At 68.3% G+C, this 25738-nt stretch carries 23 protein-coding genes; 9 read left to right on the top strand and 14 right to left on the bottom strand.

Annotation, left to right across the window (positions count from 1 at the left end):
* Window positions 1-36: 36 nt before the first annotated feature.
* The 3 genes from U5O44_RS21200 to gcl are packed head-to-tail and all read right to left on the bottom strand — an operon-like array spanning window position 37 to window position 3577.
* A complete protein-coding gene (locus U5O44_RS21200; protein WP_322590356.1) occupies window positions 37-978 on the bottom strand; it encodes a 2-hydroxy-3-oxopropionate reductase in 942 nt (313 codons plus the stop codon).
* Window positions 975-1763 carry a hydroxypyruvate isomerase gene (hyi, locus tag U5O44_RS21205; RefSeq protein ID WP_322590357.1) on the bottom strand — a complete coding sequence of 263 codons (789 nt, stop codon included), beginning with the start codon at window positions 1761-1763 and terminating at the stop codon, window positions 975-977. The genes U5O44_RS21200 and hyi overlap by 4 nt, the downstream gene beginning before the upstream one ends.
* A gap of 20 nt (window positions 1764-1783) precedes the next feature.
* On the bottom strand, window positions 1784-3577 hold the full coding sequence (gene gcl / locus U5O44_RS21210; RefSeq protein ID WP_322590358.1) for a glyoxylate carboligase: 1794 nt from the start codon (window positions 3575-3577) through the stop codon (window positions 1784-1786).
* 138 nt (window positions 3578-3715) lie between these two features.
* Here gcl and U5O44_RS21215 point away from each other — a divergent pair, with 138 nt between their 5' ends.
* Complete coding sequence (locus U5O44_RS21215) at window positions 3716-4627, top strand: LysR family transcriptional regulator (RefSeq protein WP_322590359.1); 912 nt, start codon at window positions 3716-3718, stop codon at window positions 4625-4627.
* A 23-nt stretch (window positions 4628-4650) separates the two neighbouring features.
* Here the strand turns inward: U5O44_RS21215 and gnd are convergent, their stop codons facing one another.
* From gnd to U5O44_RS21245, 6 genes are all read right to left on the bottom strand, one after another.
* Window positions 4651-6084 carry a decarboxylating NADP(+)-dependent phosphogluconate dehydrogenase gene (gene gnd, locus U5O44_RS21220; protein WP_322590360.1) on the bottom strand — a complete coding sequence of 478 codons (1434 nt, stop codon included), beginning with the start codon at window positions 6082-6084 and terminating at the stop codon, window positions 4651-4653.
* 102 nt (window positions 6085-6186) lie between these two features.
* Window positions 6187-6654, bottom strand: coding sequence for an SCO family protein (locus tag U5O44_RS21225; RefSeq protein WP_322590361.1), 468 nt, complete (start codon window positions 6652-6654; stop codon window positions 6187-6189).
* Window positions 6655-6779: 125 nt separating this feature from the next.
* On the bottom strand, window positions 6780-7154 hold the full coding sequence (locus tag U5O44_RS21230; RefSeq protein ID WP_322590362.1) for a c-type cytochrome: 375 nt from the start codon (window positions 7152-7154) through the stop codon (window positions 6780-6782).
* 41 nt (window positions 7155-7195) lie between these two features.
* Entirely contained in the window at window positions 7196-7552 is a 357-nt protein-coding gene (locus U5O44_RS21235; protein ID WP_322590363.1) for a cupredoxin domain-containing protein, read from the bottom strand.
* Window positions 7553-7554: 2 nt separating this feature from the next.
* Window positions 7555-8685, bottom strand: a complete 1131-nt coding sequence (locus U5O44_RS21240; protein ID WP_322590364.1) for a cytochrome-c peroxidase — start codon at window positions 8683-8685, stop codon at window positions 7555-7557.
* 84 nt (window positions 8686-8769) lie between these two features.
* Window positions 8770-9575 (bottom strand): IS5 family transposase gene (locus tag U5O44_RS21245; RefSeq protein ID WP_322587122.1). Its coding sequence is split into 2 segments (ribosomal slippage): window positions 8770-9245 and window positions 9245-9575, totalling 807 coding nucleotides; the frame shifts between segments, so codons are not numbered across the junction.
* Between the two features lie 327 nt (window positions 9576-9902).
* On the opposite strand from U5O44_RS21245, the gene U5O44_RS21250 reads away from it, so the two are divergent.
* Window positions 9903-11795: a methyl-accepting chemotaxis protein gene (locus U5O44_RS21250; RefSeq protein ID WP_322590365.1), complete on the top strand. Its 1893-nt coding sequence runs from the start codon at window positions 9903-9905 to the stop codon at window positions 11793-11795.
* A gap of 45 nt (window positions 11796-11840) precedes the next feature.
* Here U5O44_RS21250 and U5O44_RS21255 read toward each other — a convergent pair whose 3' ends face one another.
* The 4 genes from U5O44_RS21255 to uraH form a co-directional block, all read right to left on the bottom strand.
* Window positions 11841-12728, bottom strand: a complete 888-nt coding sequence (locus U5O44_RS21255) for a J domain-containing protein (protein WP_322590366.1) — start codon at window positions 12726-12728, stop codon at window positions 11841-11843.
* 99 nt (window positions 12729-12827) lie between these two features.
* Window positions 12828-14306, bottom strand: a complete 1479-nt coding sequence (locus tag U5O44_RS21260) for a nucleobase:cation symporter-2 family protein (protein ID WP_322590367.1) — start codon at window positions 14304-14306, stop codon at window positions 12828-12830.
* A 110-nt stretch (window positions 14307-14416) separates the two neighbouring features.
* Window positions 14417-15634 carry a urate hydroxylase PuuD gene (locus U5O44_RS21265; protein ID WP_322590368.1) on the bottom strand — a complete coding sequence of 406 codons (1218 nt, stop codon included), beginning with the start codon at window positions 15632-15634 and terminating at the stop codon, window positions 14417-14419.
* Window positions 15635-15836: 202 nt separating this feature from the next.
* Window positions 15837-16193, bottom strand: coding sequence for a hydroxyisourate hydrolase (gene uraH / locus U5O44_RS21270; RefSeq protein ID WP_322590369.1), 357 nt, complete (start codon window positions 16191-16193; stop codon window positions 15837-15839).
* Window positions 16194-16294: 101 nt separating this feature from the next.
* On the opposite strand from uraH, the gene puuE reads away from it, so the two are divergent.
* The 5 genes from puuE to U5O44_RS21295 are packed head-to-tail and all read left to right on the top strand — an operon-like array spanning window position 16295 to window position 22264.
* On the top strand, window positions 16295-17257 hold the full coding sequence (gene puuE / locus U5O44_RS21275; protein WP_322590370.1) for an allantoinase PuuE: 963 nt from the start codon (window positions 16295-16297) through the stop codon (window positions 17255-17257).
* A 4-nt stretch (window positions 17258-17261) separates the two neighbouring features.
* Entirely contained in the window at window positions 17262-19043 is a 1782-nt protein-coding gene (gene uraD, locus U5O44_RS21280; protein ID WP_322590371.1) for a 2-oxo-4-hydroxy-4-carboxy-5-ureidoimidazoline decarboxylase, read from the top strand.
* Window positions 19040-20299, top strand: a complete 1260-nt coding sequence (locus tag U5O44_RS21285; protein ID WP_322590372.1) for a M20/M25/M40 family metallo-hydrolase — start codon at window positions 19040-19042, stop codon at window positions 20297-20299. The genes uraD and U5O44_RS21285 overlap by 4 nt, the downstream gene beginning before the upstream one ends.
* Window positions 20300-20312: 13 nt before the next feature.
* Window positions 20313-22118 (top strand): aminotransferase class I/II-fold pyridoxal phosphate-dependent enzyme, encoded by a 1806-nt coding sequence (locus tag U5O44_RS21290; protein ID WP_322590373.1) that lies wholly within the window; start codon window positions 20313-20315, stop codon window positions 22116-22118.
* Window positions 22097-22264 carry a hypothetical protein gene (locus U5O44_RS21295; protein ID WP_322590374.1) on the top strand — a complete coding sequence of 56 codons (168 nt, stop codon included), beginning with the start codon at window positions 22097-22099 and terminating at the stop codon, window positions 22262-22264. Before U5O44_RS21290 ends, U5O44_RS21295 begins: the two co-directional genes overlap by 22 nt.
* A 52-nt stretch (window positions 22265-22316) precedes the next feature.
* On the opposite strand, the gene U5O44_RS21300 is transcribed toward U5O44_RS21295, so the two are convergent.
* Window positions 22317-23546 (bottom strand): glycosyltransferase family 2 protein, encoded by a 1230-nt coding sequence (locus U5O44_RS21300; RefSeq protein WP_322590375.1) that lies wholly within the window; start codon window positions 23544-23546, stop codon window positions 22317-22319.
* Between the two features lie 26 nt (window positions 23547-23572).
* Here U5O44_RS21300 and U5O44_RS21305 point away from each other — a divergent pair, with 26 nt between their 5' ends.
* Complete coding sequence (locus U5O44_RS21305) at window positions 23573-24628, top strand: IS30 family transposase (RefSeq protein ID WP_322588856.1); 1056 nt, start codon at window positions 23573-23575, stop codon at window positions 24626-24628.
* Window positions 24629-24918: 290 nt separating this feature from the next.
* Window positions 24919-25698: an HDOD domain-containing protein gene (locus tag U5O44_RS21310; RefSeq protein WP_322590376.1), complete on the top strand. Its 780-nt coding sequence runs from the start codon at window positions 24919-24921 to the stop codon at window positions 25696-25698.
* Window positions 25699-25738 lie beyond the last annotated feature (40 nt).

The following is a 25738-nucleotide window of genomic DNA, read 5'->3' on the forward strand; positions in this document are numbered from 1 at the left end:
AATGACGGGGGGTGTGCGGGGCCTGGTCCGGTCCGGTCAGGTGGCGGGCGGGCCGATCTCGACATTGGACAGCGTCTCCAGCGCCCGCACCATCGCCGAGTGGTCCCAGGCCCGGCCGCCGTGGGCCACGCAGGTGTTGAACAGCTCCTGCGCCGTGGCGGTGTTCGGCAGCGCGACGCCGAGGCTGCGCGCGGTGGACAGCGCCAGGTTCAGGTCTTTCTGGTGCAGCTCGATGCGGAAGCCGGGGTTGAACGTCCGGTCGATCATGCGCTGGCCGTGGACTTCGAGGATCTTCGACGACGCGAAGCCGCCCATCAGCGCCGCCCGCACCCGCGCCGGATCGGCACCCGCCTTGGCCGCGAAGACCAGCGCTTCGGCGACGGCCTCGATGTTCAGCGCGACGATGATCTGGTTGGCGACCTTGGCGGTCTGGCCGTCGCCGACGCTGCCGACGTGGGTGATGTTCTTGCCCATCAGCGCGAACAGCGGCCGCACACGCTCGAAGGCCGCTGCGCTGCCGCCGACCATGATCGACAGCGTGGCGTTCTTCGCGCCGACCTCGCCGCCGGACACGGGCGCATCGAGGTAGTCGCAGCCGAGCGCGGCGATGCGCTCGGCGAACGCCTTGGTGGCGATCGGGGAGATGGAACTCATGTCCACGACGGTCTTGCCCGCGCTCAGGCCTGCCGCGACGCCGTCCGGGCCGAACAGCGCGGCCTCCACGTCCGGCGTGTCCGGCACCATCGTGAAGACGATGTCGGCGCGCTCGGCCACGCCGCGGGCGGTGGTGCAGAGCGTGGCGCGGCTGTCGCCGATCGCGGGCGGCACGCGGCCACGGGTGTGGACGAACACGGTGTGGCCAGCGGCGACCAGGTGGCCGGCCATCGGTGCGCCCATGATGCCCAGGCCGATGAAGCCCAGGCGCAGTGGCTGGACGGTCGAGCCGGTGTCGGCGGTCGTCAGGGTGTCGGAGGTCATGCGGTTTCCTTGGCAAAGGGACGGAACCAGCCCAGGCCCATCTCGGTCGTGGTCGCGGGCTTGTATTCGCAGCCGACCCAGCCGTTCCAGCCGAGGCGGTCGAGGTGCTGGAACAGGAAGGGGTAGTGGATCTCGCCGGTGCCGGGCTCGTGGCGGCCGGGGTTGTCGGCCAGTTGGAGGTGGCCGATGCGGTGCAGGTGGCGGGTCAGCGTGCCGGCGAGTTCGCCGTCCATGCGCTGGGCGTGGTAAAGGTCGAACTGCAGCAGCAGGTTGCCGACGTCCACCTCGTCCATCACGCCGAGCGCCTGCGCTGTGCGACTCAGCCAGAAGCCGGGGATGTCGAAGGTGTTGATCGGCTCGATCAGCAGTGTCAGCCCGGCCGCCTTCAGCTCGGCGGCGGCGTAGCGCAGGTTGTCGACGAAGGTCTGGCGCAGCACCGCGTCCGGCACCCCGGCCGGCGCCTTGCCCGCCAGGCAGTTCAGGCGCGGCACGCCGAGCGCGGTCGCGTACTCGATCGCCCGCCCGACCCCGGCGCGGAACTCGTCCACCCGGTCCGGGTGGCAGGCGATGCCGCGCTCGCCGGCCTCCCAGTCGCCGGCTGGCAGGTTGTGCAGCACCAGTTGCAGGCCGGCATCGTCCAGCCGCTCGCGGATATGGTGGGCCGGGTGGTCATAGGGGAAAAGGAACTCCACCGCCTCGAACCCTGCGCGGCGGGCGCGGATGAAACGGTCGAGGAAGGGCACCTCCGTGAAGAGCATCGAGAGGTTGGCGGAAAAGCGGGGCATGGCGGGATCTCCGGGGCGGCTCAGTCGAGCATCGACGCGATGGCGGTCGGTGCGTCCTGCAGGTCGTGGGCGAGTTCCTCGAACTCGGTGATGTTGTCGATCTCGGTGCCCATGGCGATGTTGGTGACCCGCTCCAGGATCACCTCGATCACCACCGGCACGCGGAACTCGGCCATCCAGGCCTCGGCCTGCGCGATGGCGGGCGCCAGTTCTTCCTGGCGGTGGACGCGGATCGCCTTGCAGCCGAGACCTTCCACCACCTTCAGGTGGTCGACGCCGTAGCCGTGCGAGGGCGCATCCGTCGGCGTGTTGATGTTGTCGAAACCGAGCTGCACGCAGTAGTCCATCGAGAAGCCGCGCTGGCTCTGGCGGATCAGGCCGAGGTAGCTGTTGTTCACGACGACGTGCAGATACGGCAGCTTGAACTGCGCGCCCACCGCGAGTTCTTCCAGCATGAACTGGAAGTCGTAGTCGCCGGACAGCGCGACGATGCGGCGCGTCGGGTCTGCGGCGCGCACGCCGAGCGCGGCCGGCACCGTCCAGCCGAGCGGCCCCGCCTGTCCGCAGTTGATCCAGTGGCGTGGGTGGTGGACGTGCAGGAACTGCGCCCCGGCGATCTGGCTCAGGCCGATGGTCGAGACGTAGCAGACATCCCGCCCGAAGGCGCGGGTCATGCACTGGTAGACCCGCTGCGGCTTCATCGGCACGCTGTCGAAGTTGGTCTTGCGCAGGTAGCGCACGTCCGACTTGCGCCCCAGGCATTCGAGCGCCCAGCCGCTGCGGTCGCGCAGCCGGCCGCTGTCCCGCCAGTCGCGCGCCACCTCGACCAGCAGGGCGAGCGCAGCCTTGGCGTCCGAGACGATGCCGTAGTCGGGGGCGAAGACGCGGCCGATCTGGGTCGGCTCGATGTCGATGTGGATGAACTGGCGACCCTTGCAGTAGACCTCCGGCGAGCCGGTGTGGCGGTTCGCCCAGCGGTTGCCGATGCCGAGCACGAAGTCGCTGGCGAGCATCGTGGCGTTGCCGTAGCGGTGGCTGGTCTGCAGGCCGACCATGCCGGCCATCAGCGGGTGGTCGTCGGGGATCGCGCCCCAGCCCATCAGCGTCGGGATCACGGGGATGCCGGTCAGCTCGGCGAACGCGACCAGCAGGTCGGCCGCGTCCGCGTTGAGGATCCCGCCGCCGGCCACGATCAGCGGGCGCTCGGCGCCATCGAGCATCTCCAGCACGCGCTCGATCTGGTGCCGGTGCGCGGCGGGCTTGTAGACCGGCAGCGGCTCGTAGGTGTCGATGTCGAACTCGATCTCGGCCATCTGCACGTCGAACGGCAGGTCGATCAGCACGGGGCCCGGCCGCCCCGAGCGCATCAGGTGGAAGGCCTGCTGGAAGGCGCGCGGCACCTGCGCCGGCTCCATCACGGTGGTCGCCCACTTGGTCACCGGCTTGGCGATGGAGGCGATGTCCACCGCCTGGAAGTCTTCCTTGTGCAGCCGCGCCCGCGGCGCCTGGCCAGTGATGCAGAGAATGGGGATCGAGTCCGCCTGCGCCGAATACAGGCCGGTGATCATGTCGGTGCCGGCCGGGCCGCTGGTGCCGATGCACACGCCGATGTTGCCGGCCACGGCGCGGGTGTAGCCCTCGGCCATGTGCGAAGCACCTTCGACATGGCGGGCCAGGATGTGCCCGATGCCGCCGTGTTCGCGCATTGCACCGTACAGCGGGTTGATCGCCGCACCCGGCACGCCGAACGCCTGCGTCACGCCTTCCTTTTCCATCACCAGCACGGCGGCCATGGCGGCCTTCATCTTGGGCATCGGGGACTCCTCGGGGGACTGTGTTGCGATGGCTGCATGGTCGTGGCGGCCTGTCCTGGCGAGAATCCCAGCGTGCCGATAACGCCTATTCCCTGGCGGAATACCCCGCCCGGCCTGCGGGCTCGCTACAGTCGGTGCATGGACCGCATCACGGGCGTGCAGCTCTTCCTCCGCATCGTCGAGACCGGCAGCTTCAGCAAGGCCGCTGCCGACCTCGGCATCACCCAGCCCACCGCCACCAAGTCGGTCGCCGCCACCGAGCAGCGGCTGGGCGCGCGGCTGCTGCACCGCTCGACACGCGGCGTGACGCCCACCGAGGTCGGCGCGCTGTACTACGAAAAATGCAAGCTCATCGCCCGCGAGATGGACGCCGCCGACCACCTCGCCACGCTGCTGCAGAGCACGGTGGGCGGCACGCTGCGCATCAGCACCTCGGTGGCGTTCGGGCGGCGGGTGCTGGTGCCGCTGGTGCTGCGCTACATGCGGGCACATCCGGAGGTGACGATCGACCTGAGCTTCGACGACCGCTATGTCGATCTGGTCGCGCAGGGCGTGGACCTCGCGATCCGCATGGGCCGGCTGGCGGACTCGTCGCTCGGGGCGCGTTACCTCGGCACGAACCCGTGGGTGATGGTGGCCTCACCCGATTACCTGCGCGAGCGGGGCACGCCGCAGACCACGGCCGACCTGCCGGCGCACGCCTGCCTCGTCTACAGCAGCGTGCAGGGCGACGACCGCTGGAGCCTGACCGCACCGGACGGGCGCGAGGTGTCGGTGCCGGTGCAGGGCGCGCTGCGCTCGAACAACCTCTCGGCGGTGCTGGCGGCGGCGCGGGCGGGGATGGGGCTGGCGGTGCTGCCGTGGTATGTCGCGCACCCGTCGGTGGCGGCGGGCGCGGTGCAGCCGGTGATGACCGACCACGGCCTGCCGGCGCAGGAGGTGCATGCCGTGTTCCCGTCGCCGAAGTTCGTGCCGTCGAAGGTGACGAGCTTCATCGCGTACCTGCAGCAGGCGCTGGACGGCGCGTGGTGGGCCGCGCCGGGCGCCTGAGCGCGGCCAACGCCCAGTGCTGCTCAGCCCACCACATCCGGCCACACGGTGTGGAACCACTCGCCCGCCGGCCGGTCGGTGCGCTCATAGGTGTGCGCGCCGAAGAAGTCGCGCTGCGCCTGCAGCAGGTTGGCGGGCAGGCGCGCCGTGCGCAGGCTGTCGTAGTAGCCGAGCGAGGCGCTCATCGCCGGCACCGGAATGCCCTGCGTCACCGCGTGCGCCACCACCTCGCGCCACGCCTGCTGCGTGCGGTTGAGCAGCTCGGCGAAGTAGGGCGCCAGCATCAGGTGCGCGAGGTCCGGCTGCGTGCGGTAGGCGTCGGTGATGTGGTTCAGGAAACGCGCCCGGATGATGCAGCCGCCGCGCCAGATCGACGCCAGCCCGCCGAGGTCGATGTCCCAGCCCTTGTGCCGGCTCATCGTGCGCACGAGGTCGAGGCCCTGCGCGTAGCTGATGACCTTGGCGGCGTAGAGCGCGTCGTGGATCTTGGCCACGAGCGCGTCGCGGGCGGCCCGGTCGCCGCTCCACGCCGTGGTCGGGCCGTGCAGGATCTGGCTGGCCGCCACGCGCTGCGCCTTCTGCGACGACAGCACACGCGCCTCCACCGCCGCGTTGATGGTGCTGATCACGACCGCCTGCTCGGCGCCGTTGACGATCGTCCACTGGCCTGTGCCCTTCTGGCCGGCCTTGTCGAGGATGCGTTCGACGATGGGACGGCCGGTGTCGGGGTCGATCTGCTCCAGTGCCCGGCCGGTGATCTGGATCAGGTAGCTCTGCAGCTCGCCTTCGTTCCAGCGGTTGAAGACCTCGGCGATCTCCAGCGTCGCCATGCCCGCCGACTGCATCAGGTGGTAGGCCTCGCAGATGAGCTGCATGTCGCCGTACTCGATGCCGTTGTGGATCATCTTGACGTAGTGGCCCGCGCCGCCCGGCCCGATGTGGCGCACGCAGGGCTGGCCTTCGGCGACCGCGGCGATGCTCTCGAAGATCGGCTGCATCACCGCCCAGGTGGACGCCGGCCCGCCCGGCATGATCGCCGGCCCCTTGCGCGCGCCTTCCTCGCCGCCCGAGACCCCCGCGCCGATGAAGCGCAGCCCCAGCGGCGTCAGCCACGCATCGCGGCGCTCGGTGTCGGTGTAGAGGCTGTTGCCGCCGTCGATGACGATGTCGTCGGTCTCCAGCAGCGGGATCAGTTGTTCGATGACCGCGTCCACCGCCGCGCCGGCCTTGACCATGACCATCACCTTGCGCGGCCGCGCGAGGCTTTGTACGAACTCGGCCAGGGAGTGGGTGGCCGTCAGGCGCTTGCCCGGGTGCTGCGCCACGAACTCGTTGGTGACGGCGTTGGTGCGGTTGTAGACGCTGACATGGAAGCCGCGGCTCTCCACGTTGAGCACCAGGTTCTGGCCCATTACCGCCAGGCCGATGAGGCCAAAATCGTTGCGCTGGTCTGTCATCGCATCACCGCCTGCCGCTGTTCATGTGGAAGTGCGCAGGGTAGCGGCCCAGGTCGCCGCGGTCCAGCGACGAGACCGACGGCGTGATCGGCTTGCCCGCGATCAAGCCCGGGCCAGTTGTGCCAGCAGGTCCGCGACATGTTCGGCTGACGGAAGGTCCACCGTGCGGAACGCCAGCCGCGCCTGGCGGTCGAACAGGAATACCTGGGTCGAGTGGCTGCTGTTCGGGCGGGCCTGTCCGCGCAGGAAGCTCGCCAGCGGCTCCACATCGTCAAGCCCCGGAGCGGCGGCCGACCAGCACTGCGGCCGGCCGAATCGGTCGAGCCAGGCGTCCAGGGCTTTCGGGTCATCCCCCAGCGGGTCGACGCTCAGCGACAGCAGTCTGATGTCCTTGGCGCGGATCCGACCGGCCACATCGGCGAACACCGCACCCTGGACCGGGCAGGTGCTGGAGCAGCCGGTGAACATGAGCTGCACCGCGGTGACCTGCCCCTGGAGCCGGGTTGTCAGGCGGGCGCGCCGGCCACGGTGGTCGGTCAGCAGCCAGTCCGGTGGGGGTTGCCGTGGCACCACCAGTCCACGTGGTGCAGGTGTCGGACTGCCAAGACCGAGGCCGGAGAACGTGCTGCCCCCCAGGGCGAACAGGACTGACCGCCGGCCCAGTCGCCCGCCCGGGCCTCCGCTTGGCGCCACGGTCATGATTTGACAGAAAAAGACTTGACGAAGAACACGACGTCCCGGATTTGTTCGTCCGTCAATTCCTCGCCCCACGGCGGCATCTTGTCCGAACGGCCGATGGCTTCGCCGCCTTTGCGCACGATGAGTTCGACGTAGTCCGCGTTCTTGTCCGTGGCGCGCAGATTGGCGGGTCGGGGGTTGTACAGGCGCGCCGTCCGCCCGTTGCCGTCAGCGTTGATGCCGTGGCAGGTGACGCAGTAGTTGGCATAGACCAGCCCGCCGCGGAAGATCGCGGTGTCAGGGGAGTTCTTCGGACTCGCGGCTCCGAGGGTGATGGGCTCTGGTGAGGCCGAGACGGCCATGGGCCATCCCGCGCAGGCGATCAGGGCCATGACCGACCCGATCCAGCACGGTGCACGGCGTGGTGCGCCGCTCATTTTTCAACCTCGATCACCATGGCCATGTCAGGGTGGATGGCGCATTCCACCTCGATCGTGCCCGCCTTGTCGAAGGTGACACTCTTGGCGCCGCCTTGCGGGTAGCTGCCCAGGTCGAAATTCTTCGCATCCGACAGGGAGAACACGTTGTGCGAAAAGGGGTCTTCGTTGAGGAATTTCACGGAATCCCCGACCTTGACCTTGAGCTTCTTGACGCTGAACGCCTTGCCTTTCTGGGAGACGGTCTGCTCGGCGGCCAGGGCGGTGCCGTGTGCCGAGGCCAGCACTGCGGCCAGCAGGCAGAGGCCCAGGGTGCTGATGTGGCGAGGGGGGGTCAAATCATGTCGAGGCATGCTCAGTCTCCGGTTCGCACATGGGCGAGGGTCTTCGTGGTGGGGGCTGCCTTGTGCGGCAGGGGGAGTGCCTGGGGCAGGCGTGGCAGGGTGACATGCGGCCCCTGGCCGTTCAGGGCGGTCATGAAGGCCACGAGATCCTCTTTTTCCAACGGACTCAGGTGCAGCGGCCGGATGTCCTTCGAGAGGTTGCGCTTGTCATCGCCCCCTCGGTCGTAGTGCTCCACCACATCCATCAGCGTGGGGGCCGAGCCGTCATGGAAGTAAGGCGCTGTCAGTGCCACGTCCCGCAGCGTCGGCGTCTTGAACGCACCTTTCAGGACGGCCAGGGCACGCACCTTGAAGCGGCCCGTGTCCGGCGAGCCTTCCGCCTGGGTTATGCCGATGTTGTGGAAGCCGTTGTCGGTGAAGTTGGCACCAGAGTGGCAGACCGCACAGTTGCCACGCGCCGGATCCTTGAACACCTGGTAGCCACGCCATTCCTGCACCGTCAGCGCCTGTCGATCCCCTTCGAGCCAGCGGTCGAAGCGCGAATTGGTCGAGACGACTGTCCGCTGGAATGTCGCCAGCGCCTTGGCGACGATGTCCTCGCTGATGGGTTCGCCAGGGAAGGCCTTGTCGAACATCTCCCGATAGCCCGGCACCGATTCCATCATGCGGACCATCTCCTTCAGATCGGTCTTCATCTCTTCAGGGGTCTTCATCGGACCGAGGGCCTGCTCTTCCAGTGACCTCTTGCGGCCATCCCACATGAACTGGGTGTTGTAGGCCATGTTGACGATGGTGGGCGTTGCACGGTTGAGCACGGTGCCATTGATGCCAATGCCGGTCTTCAGGCCATCCGACCAGCCCAGCGAGGGGTTGTGGCACGAGGCACAGGAGATGGTGCCGTTGGCCGACAGACGCGGGTCGAAGAACAGGATCTTGCCCAGTTCGGCCTTGGCCGGGGTGATGGGGTTGCCGGCGACGATGGGCAGGGGCGGCAGAAGCCATGCCTTGTCGGCGTCGGTGGCGGCCGGCAAGGTCTGGTCGCTGGCAATGGCCGCGAAACTGACCAGACTGACCAGGCTGACCATGCGCAGCAGCGGTGTGGAGTTGACGGGTCCGGTGGAGGGCTTGCGGCGCAGGAGCATGGATGTCGTTGTCTGGTGGTGTGAGGGTGCGCATCGGCGCAACTGAGGTGCCTATCGGTCAATAAGCCACCAGCTTTAGAGCGGCTAACACAACCTGCGCAGAGTCCGCAGACAGATGATGGAACAGGCCAGGGACAAAAGAGCCACATGGGTGGTGATGCTGCGCTCGAAGCGCACCCGGAGCTTGCCGAAGGCCGCCAGCCACGCATGCGTGCGCTCGACCACCCAGCGGTGACGGCCCAGACGCTCCTTGCTCTCGATGCCCTTGCGGGCGATGCGCACCCGGATGCCCCGCCGCCTGAGATGCTGGCGACAGCGTTTGCAGTCGTAGGCCTTGTCCGCATGGAGCTTGTCGGGCCAGCGCCGGGGCCTGCCGGGCTTGCCCTTGATCGCTGGCAGCGCATCGATCATCTCCTCGAACACCACCGAGTCATGCCGGTTCGCGCCCGTGACGCAGAACATCACCGGCGTGCCGTTGGCGTCAGTCAGCACATGGCGCTTGGAGCCGAGTTTGCCCCTGTCGGTCGGGTTCGGCCCAGTGTGCGGCCCCCCCGGGGGCTGGCCACGCTGGAGCCATCGATGCACATGCGGCTGTAGTCGAGCGCGTCGTTGCGCCTGAGATGCTCCAGCAGCAGCATGTGCAGCCCGTGCCACACACCCGCCTCGTGCCACTGCTGGAGTCGTCGCCAGCACGTCATGCCGCTGCCCCAGCCCAGCGCTTGAGGCAGCTCTTCCCATGGGATGCCCGTTCGCAGGACGTACACGATGCCGTTGAGCGCGAGTTCGTCGGCAATACGGGGGCGCCCTCCGCGAGGACTGGCGGGCTTGGGCTCTGGCAGCAGCGGGCGGATGTGTTCCCACAACTCCGCACTGATTTCTTGCTGTTTCATCCCCTCAGCATCGCTCGGATCTGACGTGACGGGTGTTTGGTTTTGTTAGCCGCTCTTAGGCAATTGATGGCGGCGTCAAGGTGCTGTGCGTGCCTACATTCCTGCCCGGCGATGTCGATATCAGCGATGGCAATGTCAGCGATGGCGATGGCCAGTGCGCTACGCACGCAGGTCTGGTGCAGGTACAGCTGCTTCTGAATACCCTACGGAAAACAAGACATGCATTTCGCCTCAACGGCAGATCGTCTGGCAGCACGGTCTGCAGGTCGTCGGGACGGTTTCTTCGCTCACCACGGTCTCTGGGCGCCCGGTGTGCGGCTGTTTCGGGTGTTGAGCTTTCGCTCCAAGTCGATCCTGATTTCGGTGCTGTTCCTGATTCCGCTGGTGCTGCTGAGCACGGTCTATCTGCGCCAGGTGGCGGACAAGATGTCCTTGACCGAGCGGGAACGGATCGGGCTGGCCTACGCGCGCGAGGTGCTCGCGCTGCTGCCGTTGATGCAACAGCAGCGGCGACAGCGCATTGCGCTGGCGGGTTCCGATGCGCTGGGCGAGGAGGTCAAGGCCGTGGGCGAGGGCATTGCCCGTCAGCGGGAGCGCATCGCCGCCCTGGACGCCGTGCACGGCGAGCAGTTGCGCTCCACGGAAGCCCTGGGGGTGCTGCAGGCCAACCTCGACAAGGCCGCACCGAAAGCGGGCATGAACCCGCTGGCGATCCACAAGCGCCAGACACAGGCGGTCGAGGCCGCGCTGAACCTGCTGGCGCGTGCCGTGGATGGTGGCGGTCTCGCGATGGACCCTGAACTGGTGCCGCACTACCTGATCGCGGTGGGGCTGATCGATTTGCCGCGGATGGTCGAGTCCTCGCTGGCGCTGGCCGACCTGGCCCTCGCCATGGCGGTCCGCGAGGGAAGTCCGTCGGGCGCCACCCCGATGGTGTTGCCCCAGCGTGCCGTCGGCGTGCAGCTGGATGCCCAGGTTCGGCAGGCGCTCGACAACATCGGCGCCCTGCATCCGCCGCTCGTGCAGCGCCTGGCCTATGCCCCGGTCCAGGAAAGTCTGGACAAGCTGCAGAACCTGGTGGCCGCCGCGGGCGAAGCGGGTTGGACGGCTGACCAGCAGTCGGCATTGCTGGCCGCACGGCAGACCGTGTCCGATCGCTCTGCCGCGCTGCAGACCGCCGTCCAGGCGGAACTCGATGCGCTGATCCAGGCGCGTGTCCGCAGCATGGTGGTCGAGCGCACGCTGATCCTGGCCGTGACGGCGGTGAGCCTGCTGCTGGTGGCCTACATGTTCGTTGCATTTTCCTTTGTGGTCCAAGGCGGGCTGGGCGAGGTGCGGCGGCACCTGCGCGCCATGACCGACGGGGACTTGACCACCGTTCCGCGTCCTTGGGGCAAGGACGAAGCGGCTTCGCTGATGGGAACCTTGAGCGAAATGCAGAGCGCCCTGCGCGCGATCGTCCAGCAGGTTCGCCAATCGTCAGAAGGCATCGTGAGCGATGGTCAGCGGATCGCGACCCGCGCAGCGGAGTTGACGGGCCATGTCGAGCAGACCGGTGCATCGCTACAGCGATCGGCCAGTGCCATGGACCAGATCGGGCGCACCGTGCGCGAAACGGCCGACCATGCGCTGCAGGCGACCGACATCGGGCGTCTGAATGTCGAGGCTGCCGAGCGGGGCGGGCGTGTGATCGAGCAGGTGGTCTCGACGATGCACGACATCCATGCGTCGTCGAGACAGATCGGTGAAATCATCGGCGTGATCGACGGCATCGCCTTCCAGACCAACATCCTGGCGCTCAACGCGGCGGTGGAGGCTGCCCGCGCCGGTGAGGCGGGCCGAGGGTTTGCCGTGGTGGCCTCCGAGGTGCGCTCGCTGGCCCAGCGCAGCGCGGGTGCGGCACGGGAAATCAAGACGCTGGTCGGCCAGAGCGTGGAGCGGGTCAATGCCGGTGCCGGTGTGGTGCAGCATGCCGGTAGCGCGATGGGCGACATCGTCGAGGCCTCCCGGCGGGTGAACACCCTGCTGGAAGGGATTGCCGTCGGCACCCGCGCGCAGGCGCAGAGCGTCATGGATGTCGGTCAGTCCGTGATCGAACTCGACCGGGTGACCCAGCAGGACCACCGTCTGGTCCGGGAGACGAGCACGGCCGCCGATGCCTTGAAGGTGCAGGCCCTGCTGTTGGCTGAACAGGTGTCCAGGTTCCGCTTCCCGGGTTGAGTGGCGCAACGGGCGCATCGGCATGCGCCGCCCACCATGTCTGGCTCAGCCGCACTCGGCCGCGAGGCGGCGCACCACGAGCTGGCGCAGCTCCTCGTCGTCCTCGAACTTCAGATCGTGCACGCCCAGCAGCAGCGTGCCGCCGGCGCGCAGCAAGGGGCGTTGCACCACACCGCCGCACAAGCCCACCAGTTGCTGGATGGCTTCCCGCAGGGGCGGGGTGCCGTCGGCCTTGTGGGTGGTGTGGGTGGTGTGGGCGATCCGGGCGTAGAGCGCCCGCTTCTGCAGGCTCTGGACCGAGCGCGGAAAGCGCTGCTCGATCTTCTCGCGCACGCTGTCCACCGTGACGCTGCTGCCCAGCACCGAGACGACCTGGCTGACAAACCGCGCCGCGTCGATCTCGCGGGCCAGCAGCAGCTGCTCAGCGTAGTCGAGCAGCGCCACGTCCGTCCCGAAATGGCGGCCCATGAACTCGGTGCGCAGGCGTTCGGCCAAGACCGGGGCCTCCGCGAACTGCTGGTGCTGCAACAGGTGGAGCCGGAACTCGTCGCCCATCTGCCCCGACAGCCGCTCCAGCCGTGCATGGAGACTGCGGATCTCGGGAAAGAAGCCGGCGGCGAGTTTCCAGCGTTCCGCCAGCGGATCGGGGCTGTCGTCGTCTGGTGTGGCAGGGGCTGGGACAGGCGTGTGGTGCCCGAGCAGCGTGGCGTCGTAGGCCTGCCGGCGCACGGGGTCGGACAGCACATCGTGGGCGATGTTGATGCGCTGGATCCGCTCGATGGCGTCCGGGGCCGGGTTGCGGTCAGGGTGGTACAGCGACGCCAGCGCCCGGTAGGCGGCCTTGACGACCACGGGCTCGGCATGGCGTGCCAGGCCCAAGGTCTGGTAATGGTCGGGAGCGGCCGGTGGGACGGATGGGGGATGGCTGGACATGGGCCCCGCATGGTAACGAGTTGTCCAGCCGATCGGCTTCATGCCCGCTTGGGTGGGTGGTGGCGTGGCATCGCGTGGGTCAGTGTTTCAGTTCGGACATCAATGCCCGCCCGAGAACGACTTCGAGGCCTCCACCGACTCCGCCGTCGTGTCCCCCCGGCCGCCGTTGAAGTACAGGTTCAGCACCACCGCCGAGATCGAGGTCAGCAGGATGCCGGACTCCAGCAGCGGGTGCAGGCCGTGCGCCATCTGCTGCGTCCAGCGCGGCGCGACCAGCGGCACCAGACCGAAGCCGATCGAGATGGCCACGATGTAGAGGTTGTGCTGGTTGCGCTTGAAATCGACGTTCGAGAGGATGCGGATGCCGGTGGCGGCGACCATGCCGAACATCACCAGCCCGGCGCCGCCGAGCACGAAGGTCGGCACCGACTCGACCAGCGCGGCCATCTTCGGCAGCATCCCCAGCACCAGCATGATCACGCCCGCGGCCACGCAAACCCAGCGGCTCTTCACGCCCGTCACGCCCACCAGCCCGACGTTCTGCGAGAAGCTGGTGTAGGGGAAGGTGTTGAAGATGCCGCCGATGACGGTACCCAGGCCGTCGACGCGCAGACCGGCCGACAGTTCCTGCTGGCTGACCCGCTTGCCGGTGATGTCACCCAGCGCCAGGAACATGCCCGTGCTTTCGATCATCACGACGATCATCACCAGCGTCATGGTCAGCACCATCACCAGATCAAACGTCGGCATGCCGAAGGCAAAGGGCGTGACGAACTCGAACCAGCTCGCCTTGGCGACCTTGTCGAAGCCCATCTTGCCCATTGCCACCGCGACGACGCAGCCGGCGACGATGCCCAGCAGGACCGAGATGTTGCCGATGAAGCCGCGGGCGAACTTGGCCAGCGCCAGGATCACCGCCAGCACGAAGGCGGCGATGGCGAGGTTGTCGAGCGCGCCGTACTTCGGGTTGTCGGCCATCGGGATCGGGCCGAGCTTGATCGGGGCGGAGGCCGCCTCCGCCGTGGCCTTGGCCACATCGACCATCGCCACCAGCTTGGGCACGTCCACGCTCTGCGCCAGGTTGGCCGGCCCGCCCAGCGCCCAGCCCACGCCGACCCGCATCAGGCTGATGCCGATGATGGCGATGATGGTGCCGGTGACCACGGGCGGGAAAAAGCGCAGCAGCCGGCTCATCAGCGGCGCGATCAGCAGCGAGATCAGCCCCGCACCGATGATGGCGCCGAAGATCGCCCGCGCCCCGTCGACCCCGCCGCCGGCATTGGCCATCGCCACCATCGGCCCGACGGCCGCGAAGGTCACGCCCATCATCACCGGCAGCTTGATGCCGAAATGGCGCCCGAAGCCCAGCGACTGGATCAGCGTCACCAGACCGCAGCAGAACAGGTCGGCCGAGATCAGCAGCGCGACCTGCTCGGGCGTGAGCTTGAGGGCGCGCCCGATGATGAGTGGCACGGCGACCGCGCCGGCATACATCACCAGCACATGCTGCAGGCCCAGGGCGGCCAGACGGCCGGTGGGCAGTTTCTCGTCCACCGGGTGGACTGTGGTTGTTGACATGGTGTTTGTCTCCTCGTGTCGTTCGGGCATGCGGCGGCCGCACCGGGCGCCCGAGGCCCGGCAGGTCAGGGAAATTCAGGGGGAAGCGGAGAAAGGGGCGTTCGTGCGGTTCAGGGTGCCGTGGGGGCGCCGGCCTCGAACCAGCGCTTGATCAGCGCACGCTCGTCCTCGGTGATCTGGGTGGCGTTGTTCATCGGCATCAGCTTGAGCACCGAGGCCTGCTGGAAGACCGCCTGGGCATGCTGCCGGATCAGCTCCGGCGTGTGCAGCGCGACGTTCTTGCTCTGCACCTGCGCGTTGTGGCACATCGTGCAGCGCTGGTCGATGACCGCCTTGACCTCGGCGAAGGAGACCGGCTTGGCGGCAGCGGCCTGTGCAGCGGCACTCGGCGGCGGCGGCGCCAGCCAGATCGCCAGACCCAGCAGCACCAGCGTGCCGGCGACCGCGTGTTCCCACGGCGTGCGCTTGCCCAGCACATGCGCCTTGTGGCGCGCGACGAAGCTGTGGCGGATCAGCGCGCCGGCCAGCATCAGCAGCACCAGCACCAGCCAGTTGTTCGGACCCTGGTAGAGCCAGCCGTAGTGGTTGGAGATCATCGCGATCAGCACCGGCAGCGTGAAATAGGTGTTGTGCACGCTGCGCTGCTTGCCGCGCTTGCCGTGGACCGGGTCCGGCGTCTCGCCGGCACGCAGCGAGGCCACCACCTTGCGCTGGCCGGGGATGATCCAGAAGAACACGTTGGCGCTCATCGCGGTGGCCAGCATCGCGCCGACCAGCAGGAAGGCCGCACGGCCCGCGAAGAGCTGGCAGGCCAGCCAGGACGCGAACACCACGAAGACGAAGACGCAGGTGCCGACGACGATGTCGCCGTTCTTCCTCTGGCCGAGCGTGCGGCAGATGCCGTCGTAGATCAGCCAGAACGCTGCCAGGAAACCCAGCGCCGCGCCGATGGCCGCACCCGGCGTCCAGTCGAACACCGTCTTGTCGACCAGGAAGGTGCCGGCGTTGTAGAGATAGAGCGTGGTGAACAGCCCGAAGCCGGTCAGCCAGGTGGAATAGCTTTCCCAGTAGGACCAGTGCAGGTTCTGTGGCAGCGGCAGCCAGCGCGGCGCCACCATGTATTTGTTGGAGTGGTAGAAGCCGCCGCCGTGGACCGCCCACATCTCGCCGTCGACCCCCTTCTTCTTCAGGTCGTCATGGGTGGGCGGCGAGAGGCTGTTGTCCAGCATCACGAAGTAGAACGACGCGCCGATCCAGGCGATGGCGGTGATGACATGGGCCCAGCGCAGCAGCAGGTTGAGCCAGTCGAACAGGTAGGTGGTATCCATGGATTTCCTCAGCAGGCGGACGACACAGTGCCGGTGCAGGCATCGTGCCATCCCCTCACCACAGCGGGCTCTGTGAGGAGCAGACGTCGCAACCGCGCATGAAAGCGGGGCTCCGCGGCGACGTGTTCAAAGTGTATACAGTTCTGTGCACCAAAAAGATGCGGGATTTCCCGTGCCCGGAAGCCCGAGCCGCCAGGCTGGATCAGGAGCCTCGGTAGGTCGAATACGCCCACGGGCTCGCCAGCAGCGGCACGTGGTAATGCCCCGCCGCATCGGCGATGCCAAAGTCGAGCGGCACCTCGTCGAGGAAGGCCGGCTCCGGCAGCACCACGCCGCGCGCCCGGAAGTACGCTGCCACCGCGAACACCAGCCGGTAGCGCCCGACCGCCATCTCCTGTGCGTTCAGCAGCGGCCCGCCATCATTGCGGCCGTCGTGGTTCAGGTGCAAAGTCTTGATGATCTCGACACGGTCAGCGTGGATGCGCTCCAGGCGGACGGCCATGCCCGCGGCAGGGCAGCCGTTCATCGTGTCGAGTACGTGGGTGCTGAGGTGGCCCATTCGTGTCCTTTCGAGGGTGTTGCCAAGGGAGTCGGCGAGGGTATTTGCAGTGGCGGACAAAGTGTATACACTTTGGCATACACGTCAACCAACCCGCTGACATGACCACCACACCGCTTCCTCTTCCCCGGTATCCCCGCGACCTGCTCGGCCATGGCCGCCACCCGCCACACGCCCAGTGGCCCGGCCAGGCCCGGGTCGCCGTGCAGTTCGTGCTGAACTACGAGGAGGGCGGCGAGAACTCGGTGCTGCACGGCGACGCCGGCAGCGAGCAGTTCCTCTCCGAGATGTTCAACCCGCCTGCCTTCGCGGCGCGTCACCTGAGCATGGAGGGCATCTACGAATACGGGGCGCGCGTCGGCGTCTGGCGCATCCTGCGCGAGTTCGAGCGGCGCGGCCTGCCGCTGACCATCTTCGGCGTGTCGAGCGCGCTGCAGCGCTCGCCCGAGGTGACGGCGGCGTTCCGCGAGCTGGGCCACGAGATCGCCTGCCACGGCCTGAAGTGGATCCACTACCAGAACATCGACGCCGACGCCGAGCGCGCCCACCTGGACGAGGCGATGGCGATCATCGAGCGGCTGACCGGCGAGCGCGCGCTCGGCTGGTACACCGGCCGCGACAGCCCCAACACCCGCCGCCTGGTGGCCGACTTCGGTGGCTTCGCCTACGACAGCGACTACTACGGCGATGACCTGCCGTTCTGGCTGCAGGTGAAGAAGACCGACGGCACGCTGGCGCCGCACCTGGTGGTGCCGTACACGCTCGACTGCAACGACATGCGCTTCGCGCTGCCGCAGGGCTACAGCCACGGCGACGAGTTCTTCCAGTACCTGCGCGACGCCTTCGATGTCCATTACGCCGAAGGCGACGAGCGGCCATCGATGATGAGCATCGGCATGCACTGCCGGCTGCTCGGCCGGCCGGGGCGGATGCGGGCGCTGCAGCGTTTCCTCGACCATGTGCAGGCGCATGACCGCGTCTGGGTCTGCCGCCGCATCGACATCGCTCGCCACTGGCAGCAGGTGCATCCCTTCAACGCCGACACCGCCTTCGTGTGGGAATGACGCCATGTCCTTGACGATCGAACAACTCAACGCCGCCACCCCCGCCGACTTCGTCGCGCTGCTGGACGGCACCTACGAGCACTCGCCGTGGATCGCCGAACGGGCCGCCGCGCTGCGCCCGTTCACGGGCCTCGCGCACCTGAAACATGCGCTGGTCCGCGTCGTGCGCGAGGCGGGCACCGAGCCGCAGCTCGCGCTGATCCGCGCCCACCCGGAGCTGGCCGGCAAGGCGATGGTGTCGAAGACGCTCACCGCCGAGTCCACCAACGAACAGGGCAAGGCGGGCCTGACCGACTGCACGCCGGCCGAGTTCGCGCAGCTCCTGCAGCTCAACGCCGACTACAACGCGAAGTTCGGCTTCCCCTTCATCCTGGCCGTGCGCGGGCCGCGTGGCCTGGGGCTGGGACGGCACGAGATCATCGCCACTTTCGCCCGTCGCCTGGGCAACCCGGTGGATGTCGAGCGCGACGAGTGCCTGCGCAACATCCACCGCATCGCCGAGATCCGCCTGAACGACAAGTTCGGCGTGTCGCCCGACCTCGGCAACCGGGTGTGGGACTGGGCCGAGAAGCTCGCGCAGCACAGCGACCCCGGCTACGCCGAGCGCGGCGAGCTGACCGTCACCTACCTGACCGACGCGCACCGGGCCTGTGCGCAGCGGCTGTCGCACTGGATGAAGGCCGACTGCGGCTTCGACGACGTGGAGATCGACGCGGTGGGCAATGTCGTCGGCGTCTACCACGGCACCGATAGCGCCGCACCGCGCCTGCTCACTGGCAGCCACTACGACACGGTGCGCAACGGTGGCAAGTACGACGGCCGCCTGGGCATCCTGGTGCCGATGGCCGTGGTGGCGGAACTGCACCGCGCCGGGCGGCGGCTGCCGTTTGGCATCGAGGTGGTCGGCTTCGCGGAGGAAGAGGGCCAGCGCTACAAGGCGACCTTCCTCGGCTCGGGGGCGCTGGTCGGGCAGTTCGACCCGGCGTGGCTCGACCAGACGGACGCGGACGGGGTGACGATGCGCGCCGCGATGCAGCACGCGGGGCTGTGCCTCGATGACATTCCGGCGCTGCGGCGTGACCCGGCGCGTTACCTCGGCTTCGTGGAGGTCCACATCGAACAGGGGCCGGTGCTCAACGAGCTGGACCTGCCGCTGGGTGTGGTCACCTCGATCAACGGCAGCGTGCGCTTCGTCGGCGAGGTCACCGGCATGGCCAGCCACGCCGGCACGACGCCGATGAACCGCCGCCGCGACGCCGCGCTGGCGGTGGCCGAGCTGGCGCTGTTCGTCGAGCGGCGCGCGGCGGCGGTGCCCGATGTGGTCGGCACGGTCGGCATCCTGGAGGTGCCCAACGGCTCGATCAACGTCGTGCCCGGCCGCTGCCGCTTCAGCCTCGACCTGCGCGCCACGACCGACGCGGCGCGGGACGCCTGCCTGCACGACGTGCGCACCGAGCTGGCGGCGATCTGCCAGCGGCGCGGCGTGGCCGTGGCGCTCGACGAGACGATGCGCGCCTCGGCGGCGCCGAGCGATCCGGCGTGGCAGGCGCGCTGGGAGCGGGCGGTGGCGGCGACCGGCCTGCCCGTGCACCGCCTGCCGAGCGGCGCTGGCCACGACGCCATGAAGCTCCACGAGGTCATGCCGCAGGCGATGCTGTTCGTGCGCGGCCTGAACGCCGGCATCAGCCACAACCCCCTCGAATCCACCACCAACGACGACACCGAACTGGCCGTGCGCGCCTTCGCCGACCTGCTCGAACAACTCAACACGGAGCACTCCGCATGACCACCGCCCCCAACCGCTTCGCCCAGCTTGACGCCTGGGTCGACGCCCATTTCGACGACGAGGTGCGTTTCCTGCAGGCATTGGTGCAGGTGCCCACCGACACCCCGCCCGGCAACAACGCCCCGCACGCCGAGCGCACCGCCGAGCTGCTCGCTGGCTTCGGCTTCGATGCCGAGAAGCACGCGGTCCCCGCGCAGGAGGTCCGCGACTACGGGCTGGAGTCGATCACCAACCTGATCGTGCGCCGCGCCTACGACGCTGGCGGCCCTGTCATCGCGCTGAACGCCCACGGCGACGTGGTCCCACCCGGCGAAGGCTGGACCCACGACCCCTACGGCGGCGAGATCGTCGACGGCAAGCTCTATGGCCGCGCCTCGGCGGTGAGCAAGTGCGACTTCGCGACCTTCACCTTCGCCACCCGCGCCATCGAGGCGCTGCGCGCGCAGGGCGAGGTGGCGCTGAAAGGCGGCGTGGAGCTGCATTTCACCTACGACGAGGAATTCGGCGGGGAACTCGGCCCGGGCTGGCTGCTGAAACACGGCCTGACGAAACCGGACTACGAGATCGCCGCCGGCTTCAGCTACCAGATCGTCACGGCGCACAACGGCTGCCTGCAGATGGAGGTCACCGTCCACGGCGTGATGGCGCACGCGGCGATCCCCGAGAGCGGCGTCGATGCGCTGCAGGGCGCGGTGGCGATCCTGAACGCGCTGTACGCCGAGAACGCGCGCTACAAGGCGACGATCCGCTCGAAGGTGCCGGGCATCGACTACCCGTACATCAACGTCGGCCTGATCCAGGGCGGCACCAACACCAACGTCATCCCCGGCAAGGTGGTGCTCAAGCTCGACCGCCGCATGATCCCCGAGGAACACTCGGCCGAGGTCGAGGCCGACATCCGCCGCGTCATCACCGAGGCGGCTTTGATCCGGCCGGGTGTGTCGGTGGACATCCGCCGCCTGCTGATGGCGCACGCGCTGCAGCCGCTGCCGGGCAACCAGCCGCTGGTGGACGCGCTGTCGACACACGGCGCAGCGGTCTTCGGCGAGGAGATCCCCGTGTCGGGCACGCCGCTCTACACCGACGTGCGCCTGTACTGCGAGCGCGGCATCCCGGCGGTGATCTACGGCGCCGGGCCGCGCACGGTGCGCGAGTCCAACGCCAAGCGGGCGGATGAGCATCTGGTGCTGGAGGATCTGCGGCGGGCGACGAAGGTGGTGGCGCGGACGTTGCTGGAGATGCTGGGCGCCGCGTGAGGATCTGTCCGCCATGCCGCCCACCAGCCACATCCTCGTCGTCAGCGACGACCTCCCCCGGCGCGACCAGATCGTCGCGGACCTGAACGCCGTCGCCCGGCCGGACGATCCGGTGTCCCTGATCGCCTTCGCCAGCGACCCGGGCGAGGCGGCGCTGGACGCCGTGCGCCGCGACGGGGACTTGCACATCGTGCTGATCGACCACCACGACGACGCCGACCGCGGCGCGGTCCAGCTCGCCAAGGCCATCGCCCACCTGCGCCCGGAGCTGTCGCTCTACCTGATGCTGGAGGACGACGACACCAAGCTGCTGGTGGAGGAGCTGGCCGGCGACGCGGTGGACGGCTATTTCTTCCGCAGCGAGACCGACCACGCCGGCTGGCGGCGCATCCTCGCGGCCGAGGTGGCCGAGACCGCCGCCACGCCGTTCTACGACCAGCTCCGCCGCTACGTCGCGCAGGCCAAGGACAGCTGGCACACCCCCGGCCATGCGGGTGGCGACTCCTACAAGGCCAGTCCCTGGGTCGGCGACTTCCACGCCTTCGTGGGCGAGCAGATGCTGCGCGCCGACCTGTCGGTGTCGGTGCCGATGCTGGACTCGCTGCTGCACCCGACCGGCGTGATCGCGCAGGCGCAGCGGCTGGCCGCGCAGGCCTTCGGTGCGCGCAAGACCTACTTCGCCACCAACGGCACCTCCACCTCGAACAAGGTCATCTTCCAGACGCTGCTCGCCCCCGGCGACACGCTGCTGCTGGACCGCAACTGCCACAAGTCGGTGCACCACGGCGTCATCCTGTCGGGCGCGCGGCCTGTCTACCTGGACTCGTCCGTGAACGCGCGTCACGGGCTGTTCGGACCGGTGCCGCGGGCGCGCGTGCTGCAGGCGATCGCCGACCACCCGGACGCGAAGGTGCTGATCCTGACGAGCTGCACCTACGACGGCCTGCGCTACGACCTGGCGCCGATCATCGCCGCGGCGCACGCGGCCGGAATCAAGGTCATCGTCGATGAAGCCTGGTACGGCCACGCCCGGTTCCACCCCACGCTGCGCCCGACGGCGCTGGAGGCCGGCGCCGACTACGTGACGCAGAGCACCCACAAGGTGCTGTCCGCGTTCTCGCAGGCCAGCATGATCCATGTGAACGACCCGGACTTCGACGAGCACCTGTTCCGCGAGAACTTCAACATGCACGCGTCCACCAGTCCGCAATACGGCCTGATCGCCAGCCTCGACGTGGCGCGCAAGCAGGCGGTGATGGAGGGCTACACGCTGCTCGATCGCTCGCTGAAGTTCGCCGCCGAGCTGCGCGAGAAGATCAACGCGACGGGGGCATTCCGGGTGCTGGGGCTGGACGAGCTGCTGTCCGACGAGGTGCGCGGCGATGGCATCCGGCTCGACCCGACCAAGCTGACGATCGACATCTCGGCCTCCGGCTGGGGCGCGGACGAGCTGCGCGACGAGCTGATCGAGCGCTTCAACCTCCAGATCGAGAAGAACACGCACAGCACGATCACGCTGCTGCTGACCATCGGCACGACGCGCAGCAAGGTGTCGCGGCTGTTCGACGCGATGCTCCGCCTGGCCAAGCAGGCGCAGAAGGAGCGCCGCACGCCGCGCCCGACCACGCGGCTGCCGAAGATCCCGCATTTCACGCGCCTGGCTTGCCTGCCGCGCGATGCGTTCTACGAGGCGGGCGAGCGGCTGCCGCTGCTGGACGACGCGGGCCAGCCGAATGCGGCGCTGGTCGGGCGCGTCTGCTGTGACCAGATCGTGCCCCGTACCCGCCGGGGATTCCGGTGCTGGTGCCGGGGCAGGTGATCGACGCGGCCATCCTCGGCTACCTGGTCCGTTTGCTGCAGACGCAGCGGTCGATCGAGCTGCACGGGCTTGCCACGCACGACGGCGAGCTGCACCTGCGGGTGCTGACCGGGCCGGAGCTGGCGGCGCTGCGGCCGCTGGACTGAAGACGCAACGGGCGGTGCATTCTCCGCTGGCCCTGGCGCCGCCGGTGCCTGTTCAGTCCTCGTGGTGCGGCGCCGTCGAACCGAGGAGGCTGGCCAGATCGGCCAGCGCGATGTCGGTGAGCGACAGGCCACTGCCGACCATCAGCGCGGCCGTGGAAACGCCGAGCGCGCGGTGCCAGACCTTGGTGGGCAGCGTGCGCGGCGACAGGCGACCCGTCAGCAGACGCGCCGCGATGTCGAGCAGGCGGATGCTGCGTGAATACACGGACGCGAGGCGCTGGTCGTCCTGGATGAGCCCGCACAAGGCCTGCATGGGCCAGGCCCGCCACAGCCGCGTGCGCCAGGCAGCCGCCTGGCGCAGGTGCTCTCGGGCCACCTCGCGGTGTCCAGCGGCCAGTGCGCGGTGGGCGACCTCCAGACAGTAGTGCCGGCGCAGCAGGGCGATTTCCGGATCGTGTGCGGCGGACGGACCGAAGGTGTCGTCGTACCAGGCCAGCTTGCTGCGCTCGAAGCGGTAGGCACCCGCGCCAGTGGCGAGGTGGGCCTGGGTCAGCGGCTGGTTGCCGGCGGCGCGGTCGTACTTGATGGCCAGCGGCACACCGATCAGGTTGAACGCAAACGCCCGGGCCAGGGCCGAGAAGAACCGCAGGTCACTGGCGTTGCGGTACTGGACCGGAAACGGACCGGCCACCTCCACCGCATGGCGAGTGCACACCGTTGCCGGCAACCAGTTGAGATACCCCCAGCGCATGTGCTGCAGCACCGAGCCGTGGTAGACCAGCGCCTTGGGCCGCCCCAGGCTGGCCAGTATGTCCCGGCCCCAGTCGTCGACCAATTCGGCATTTTCGAAAATTCTCAAATAATCGTCGTCGCTGTCAGCCGGTAATTCCAGCGAGCGGGAGCCGATGGAGCGCGCAAACCCCAGGTAAATATGGCGAATGTCGTGGCGGCTGTGGTGAATCGGGGTGGATCCGTCGCCCAGGTCTTCGTGGGATTCCGTGGCCACCCAGTGCTGATCGGGGTGTGCGCGCAAAAAGGCGGTGGTCAGCGCCAGAAACCCCGGCCGCCACTCGTCATCGGAGTCCATGAAGGCGATGAAGCGGCCTCTGGCCTGCTGGATGCCGGTATTGCGCGCGGCGGCCACGCCCTGATTGGCCTGGCGGATGAAGCGGATCCTCGGGTCGAGGCCGGTCAGGCGCTCGATGGTGCCGTCGGTGGAGCCGTCGTCGATGACAAGCAACTCCCAGTCCCGGTGGGCACGCTCTAAACTGAAGTGCAACACGGCAATGAAAACAACAGGTTGAGCCAATGGGACAAGAGTATTCAAGCCTGAGTCTGGAAGAGCGCACGCAGCTTGGGCTGCTGGTCACGCAGAAGCTGACGCAGCGACAGATCGCCGTGCAACTGGGGCGTTCGGCCTCGACGATCAGCCGGGAGCTGGCGCGAAATCGACACCCGAAGCGGGGCTACCTGGTGGCGACTGCGCAGCAACAGGCCGCCCGGCGCCGGGTGCAGGCCAAGGCCGGGGTGCGCAAGCTCGGCCAGCAGTTCGACACGCCGCTGGGCAAGTGGGTGCGCCACGAGCTTGAGCGGGCCTTGTCACCCGAACAGATCGCAGGCAGGCTCAAGCTGATGAACCCCGAAGACACGACGCAGCGCGTCTCGCACGAGACAATCTACCAGGCGATCTACATGGTGCCGCGTGGCGAGCTGCGCACCGAGTTGATCGGGGAGCTGCGGCGCAGCCACACCAAGCGCATGCCGCGTGCGCGGGGCACCAGCCGCAAGGGCGGCAACATCGCCAACCTCGTGCCGCTGAGCGAGCGCCCCGCAGAGGTGGACGCCCGGCTGGTGCCCGGCCACTGGGAGGGCGACTTCATCAAGGGGGCTCGCAACGCCAGCGCCATCGGCACCGCCGTGGAACGCCACAGCCGCTTCGTGCTGCTGACCCAGATGAATGGCTGCACCGCCACCCACGCCCTCGACGGCTTCACCCGGCGCTTCAACGGCGTCATCCCCGAGCTGCGCAGGAGCTTCACCTACGACCGCGGTTCGGAGATGGCCCGCCACCTGGAGCTGACCGAGGCCACCGGCATGCCGGTCTTCTTCTGCGAGCCCTACAGCCCCTGGCAGCGCGGCTCCAACGAGAACATGAATGGCCTGGTGCGCCAGTTCCTGCCCAAGGGCACTGACCTGTCCACCGTCACCCCGCAGAAGCTCGCCTACATCGAGTCCATGCTCAATGACCGCCCTCGCAAGATCCTCGGCTTCCGTACTCCTCGCGAGGTCTACACCGAACTCGTCCAGACAAAACTCGCCCAGCGGCAGGCGCTTGCCGCCAAAACTGTTGCACTTCAGACTTGACTCCGCCGTGGCTTTGCAGGACGATGCTGGCGATGGCCCGGCCGATCACATCGACGCGGTTGAAGGTCGGCAGCACGATGGAAACTTCGGGGCATGTCACTGGATGATCTCGCTGATCTCTTGAACACATCAAGAACCTTGGCCGGATTCTAAGTAGTCTCCCCGGCTCAAGTCGGGGATTTCGGCGTCGAAGACCCAGATTCCAACGCTGCTCCAGGAAACTGAACGTGCCCCATTCCATCCCGTCCCCAATCGAGCCCTTCGTTCAACGCGCCTGCAGCTTGCCTGCCATGCCCGAGGTTGCCCACAAGCTCCTGCGTTCGTTTGATGACGACAATCTGCCCTTGCCGGAAGTCGCTGGTCTGATTGCCCGGGATCAAGCGCTGGCCGCCAAGGTGCTGCGGCTGGCGAATTCCTCGCGCTATTCGCCCTCGCACACGGTCGCTTCGCTCAAGGACGCATCCGCCTCGCTGGGCATGCGCACGCTGCGCGACCTGACGCTCTCGGCGAGCATGGTCGGCGCCTTCCCGTCGATCCAGGGTTTCGATCGGCTGAATTTCTGGCGCGGCACGATGGCGGTGGCGGCCTACGCGCAGCCCATCGCCCGGTCGCTGGACCTGGACGAGGACATGGCCTATCTGGGGGGGCTGATGCTGCGCACGGGGCAGTTGCTGATGTGGATGGTGGACCCTGACCATGCCCGGCAGGCGGGTCTGCAGGCGAAGGATCTGGACAGCCGCATCGGTTTCGAGACCGTGCTGTTCGGTGTCGCCCACCCGGAGGTCACGGCCGAGCTGGCGCGGCACTGGCATTTCCCGACCGTGCTGGTCGAGGCCTTCCGTGCAGCGTCCGAGCCGCTGGAGACCCGACCGTTCTCGCGGCTCGCCGCCGTGCTGCGGCTGGCGAGCGTGGTCGCCGATTGCCGGGAAGCCGGGCTCTCGGTCACCGAAGGGCTGCTGTCGACGCAGGGCGAACTCGTGGTGCACCTGGGCCTTGACCTCGCGTGGCTGGAGCAGCACCTGCCGTCTCACGAGCTGGCGGTGTCGGGCGTGGACGCGCTGATGCACTGACGCCGCGGCGGGGCGGGGCTGGCACCGGCTCGCCGGACCG

Origin of the sequence: Sphaerotilus sp. (genome assembly GCF_034519685.1) — a bacterium.
GTDB lineage: Bacteria > Pseudomonadota > Gammaproteobacteria > Burkholderiales > Burkholderiaceae_C > Sphaerotilus.

Coding starts and splice junctions, on each gene's coding strand:
- U5O44_RS21285 (WP_322590372.1), top strand. CDS start 19,040: ATGACCACCGCCCCCAACCGCTTCGCCCAGCTTGACGCCTGGGTCGAC.
- U5O44_RS21255 (WP_322590366.1), bottom strand. CDS start 12,728: ATGTCCAGCCATCCCCCATCCGTCCCACCGGCCGCTCCCGACCATTAC.
- gcl (WP_322590358.1), bottom strand. CDS start 3,577: ATGCCCAAGATGAAGGCCGCCATGGCCGCCGTGCTGGTGATGGAAAAG.
- U5O44_RS21290 (WP_322590373.1), top strand. CDS start 20,313: ATGCCGCCCACCAGCCACATCCTCGTCGTCAGCGACGACCTCCCCCGG.
- uraD (WP_322590371.1), top strand. CDS start 17,262: ATGTCCTTGACGATCGAACAACTCAACGCCGCCACCCCCGCCGACTTC.
- gnd (WP_322590360.1), bottom strand. CDS start 6,084: ATGACAGACCAGCGCAACGATTTTGGCCTCATCGGCCTGGCGGTAATG.
- U5O44_RS21260 (WP_322590367.1), bottom strand. CDS start 14,306: ATGTCAACAACCACAGTCCACCCGGTGGACGAGAAACTGCCCACCGGC.
- U5O44_RS21310 (WP_322590376.1), top strand. CDS start 24,919: ATGCCCGAGGTTGCCCACAAGCTCCTGCGTTCGTTTGATGACGACAAT.
- uraH (WP_322590369.1), bottom strand. CDS start 16,193: ATGGGCCACCTCAGCACCCACGTACTCGACACGATGAACGGCTGCCCT.
- U5O44_RS21200 (WP_322590356.1), bottom strand. CDS start 978: ATGACCTCCGACACCCTGACGACCGCCGACACCGGCTCGACCGTCCAG.
- U5O44_RS21305 (WP_322588856.1), top strand. CDS start 23,573: ATGGGACAAGAGTATTCAAGCCTGAGTCTGGAAGAGCGCACGCAGCTT.
- U5O44_RS21265 (WP_322590368.1), bottom strand. CDS start 15,634: ATGGATACCACCTACCTGTTCGACTGGCTCAACCTGCTGCTGCGCTGG.
- U5O44_RS21235 (WP_322590363.1), bottom strand. CDS start 7,552: ATGCCTCGACATGATTTGACCCCCCCTCGCCACATCAGCACCCTGGGC.
- U5O44_RS21240 (WP_322590364.1), bottom strand. CDS start 8,685: ATGCTCCTGCGCCGCAAGCCCTCCACCGGACCCGTCAACTCCACACCG.
- hyi (WP_322590357.1), bottom strand. CDS start 1,763: ATGCCCCGCTTTTCCGCCAACCTCTCGATGCTCTTCACGGAGGTGCCC.
- puuE (WP_322590370.1), top strand. CDS start 16,295: ATGACCACCACACCGCTTCCTCTTCCCCGGTATCCCCGCGACCTGCTC.
- U5O44_RS21215 (WP_322590359.1), top strand. CDS start 3,716: ATGGACCGCATCACGGGCGTGCAGCTCTTCCTCCGCATCGTCGAGACC.
- U5O44_RS21230 (WP_322590362.1), bottom strand. CDS start 7,154: ATGGCCCTGATCGCCTGCGCGGGATGGCCCATGGCCGTCTCGGCCTCA.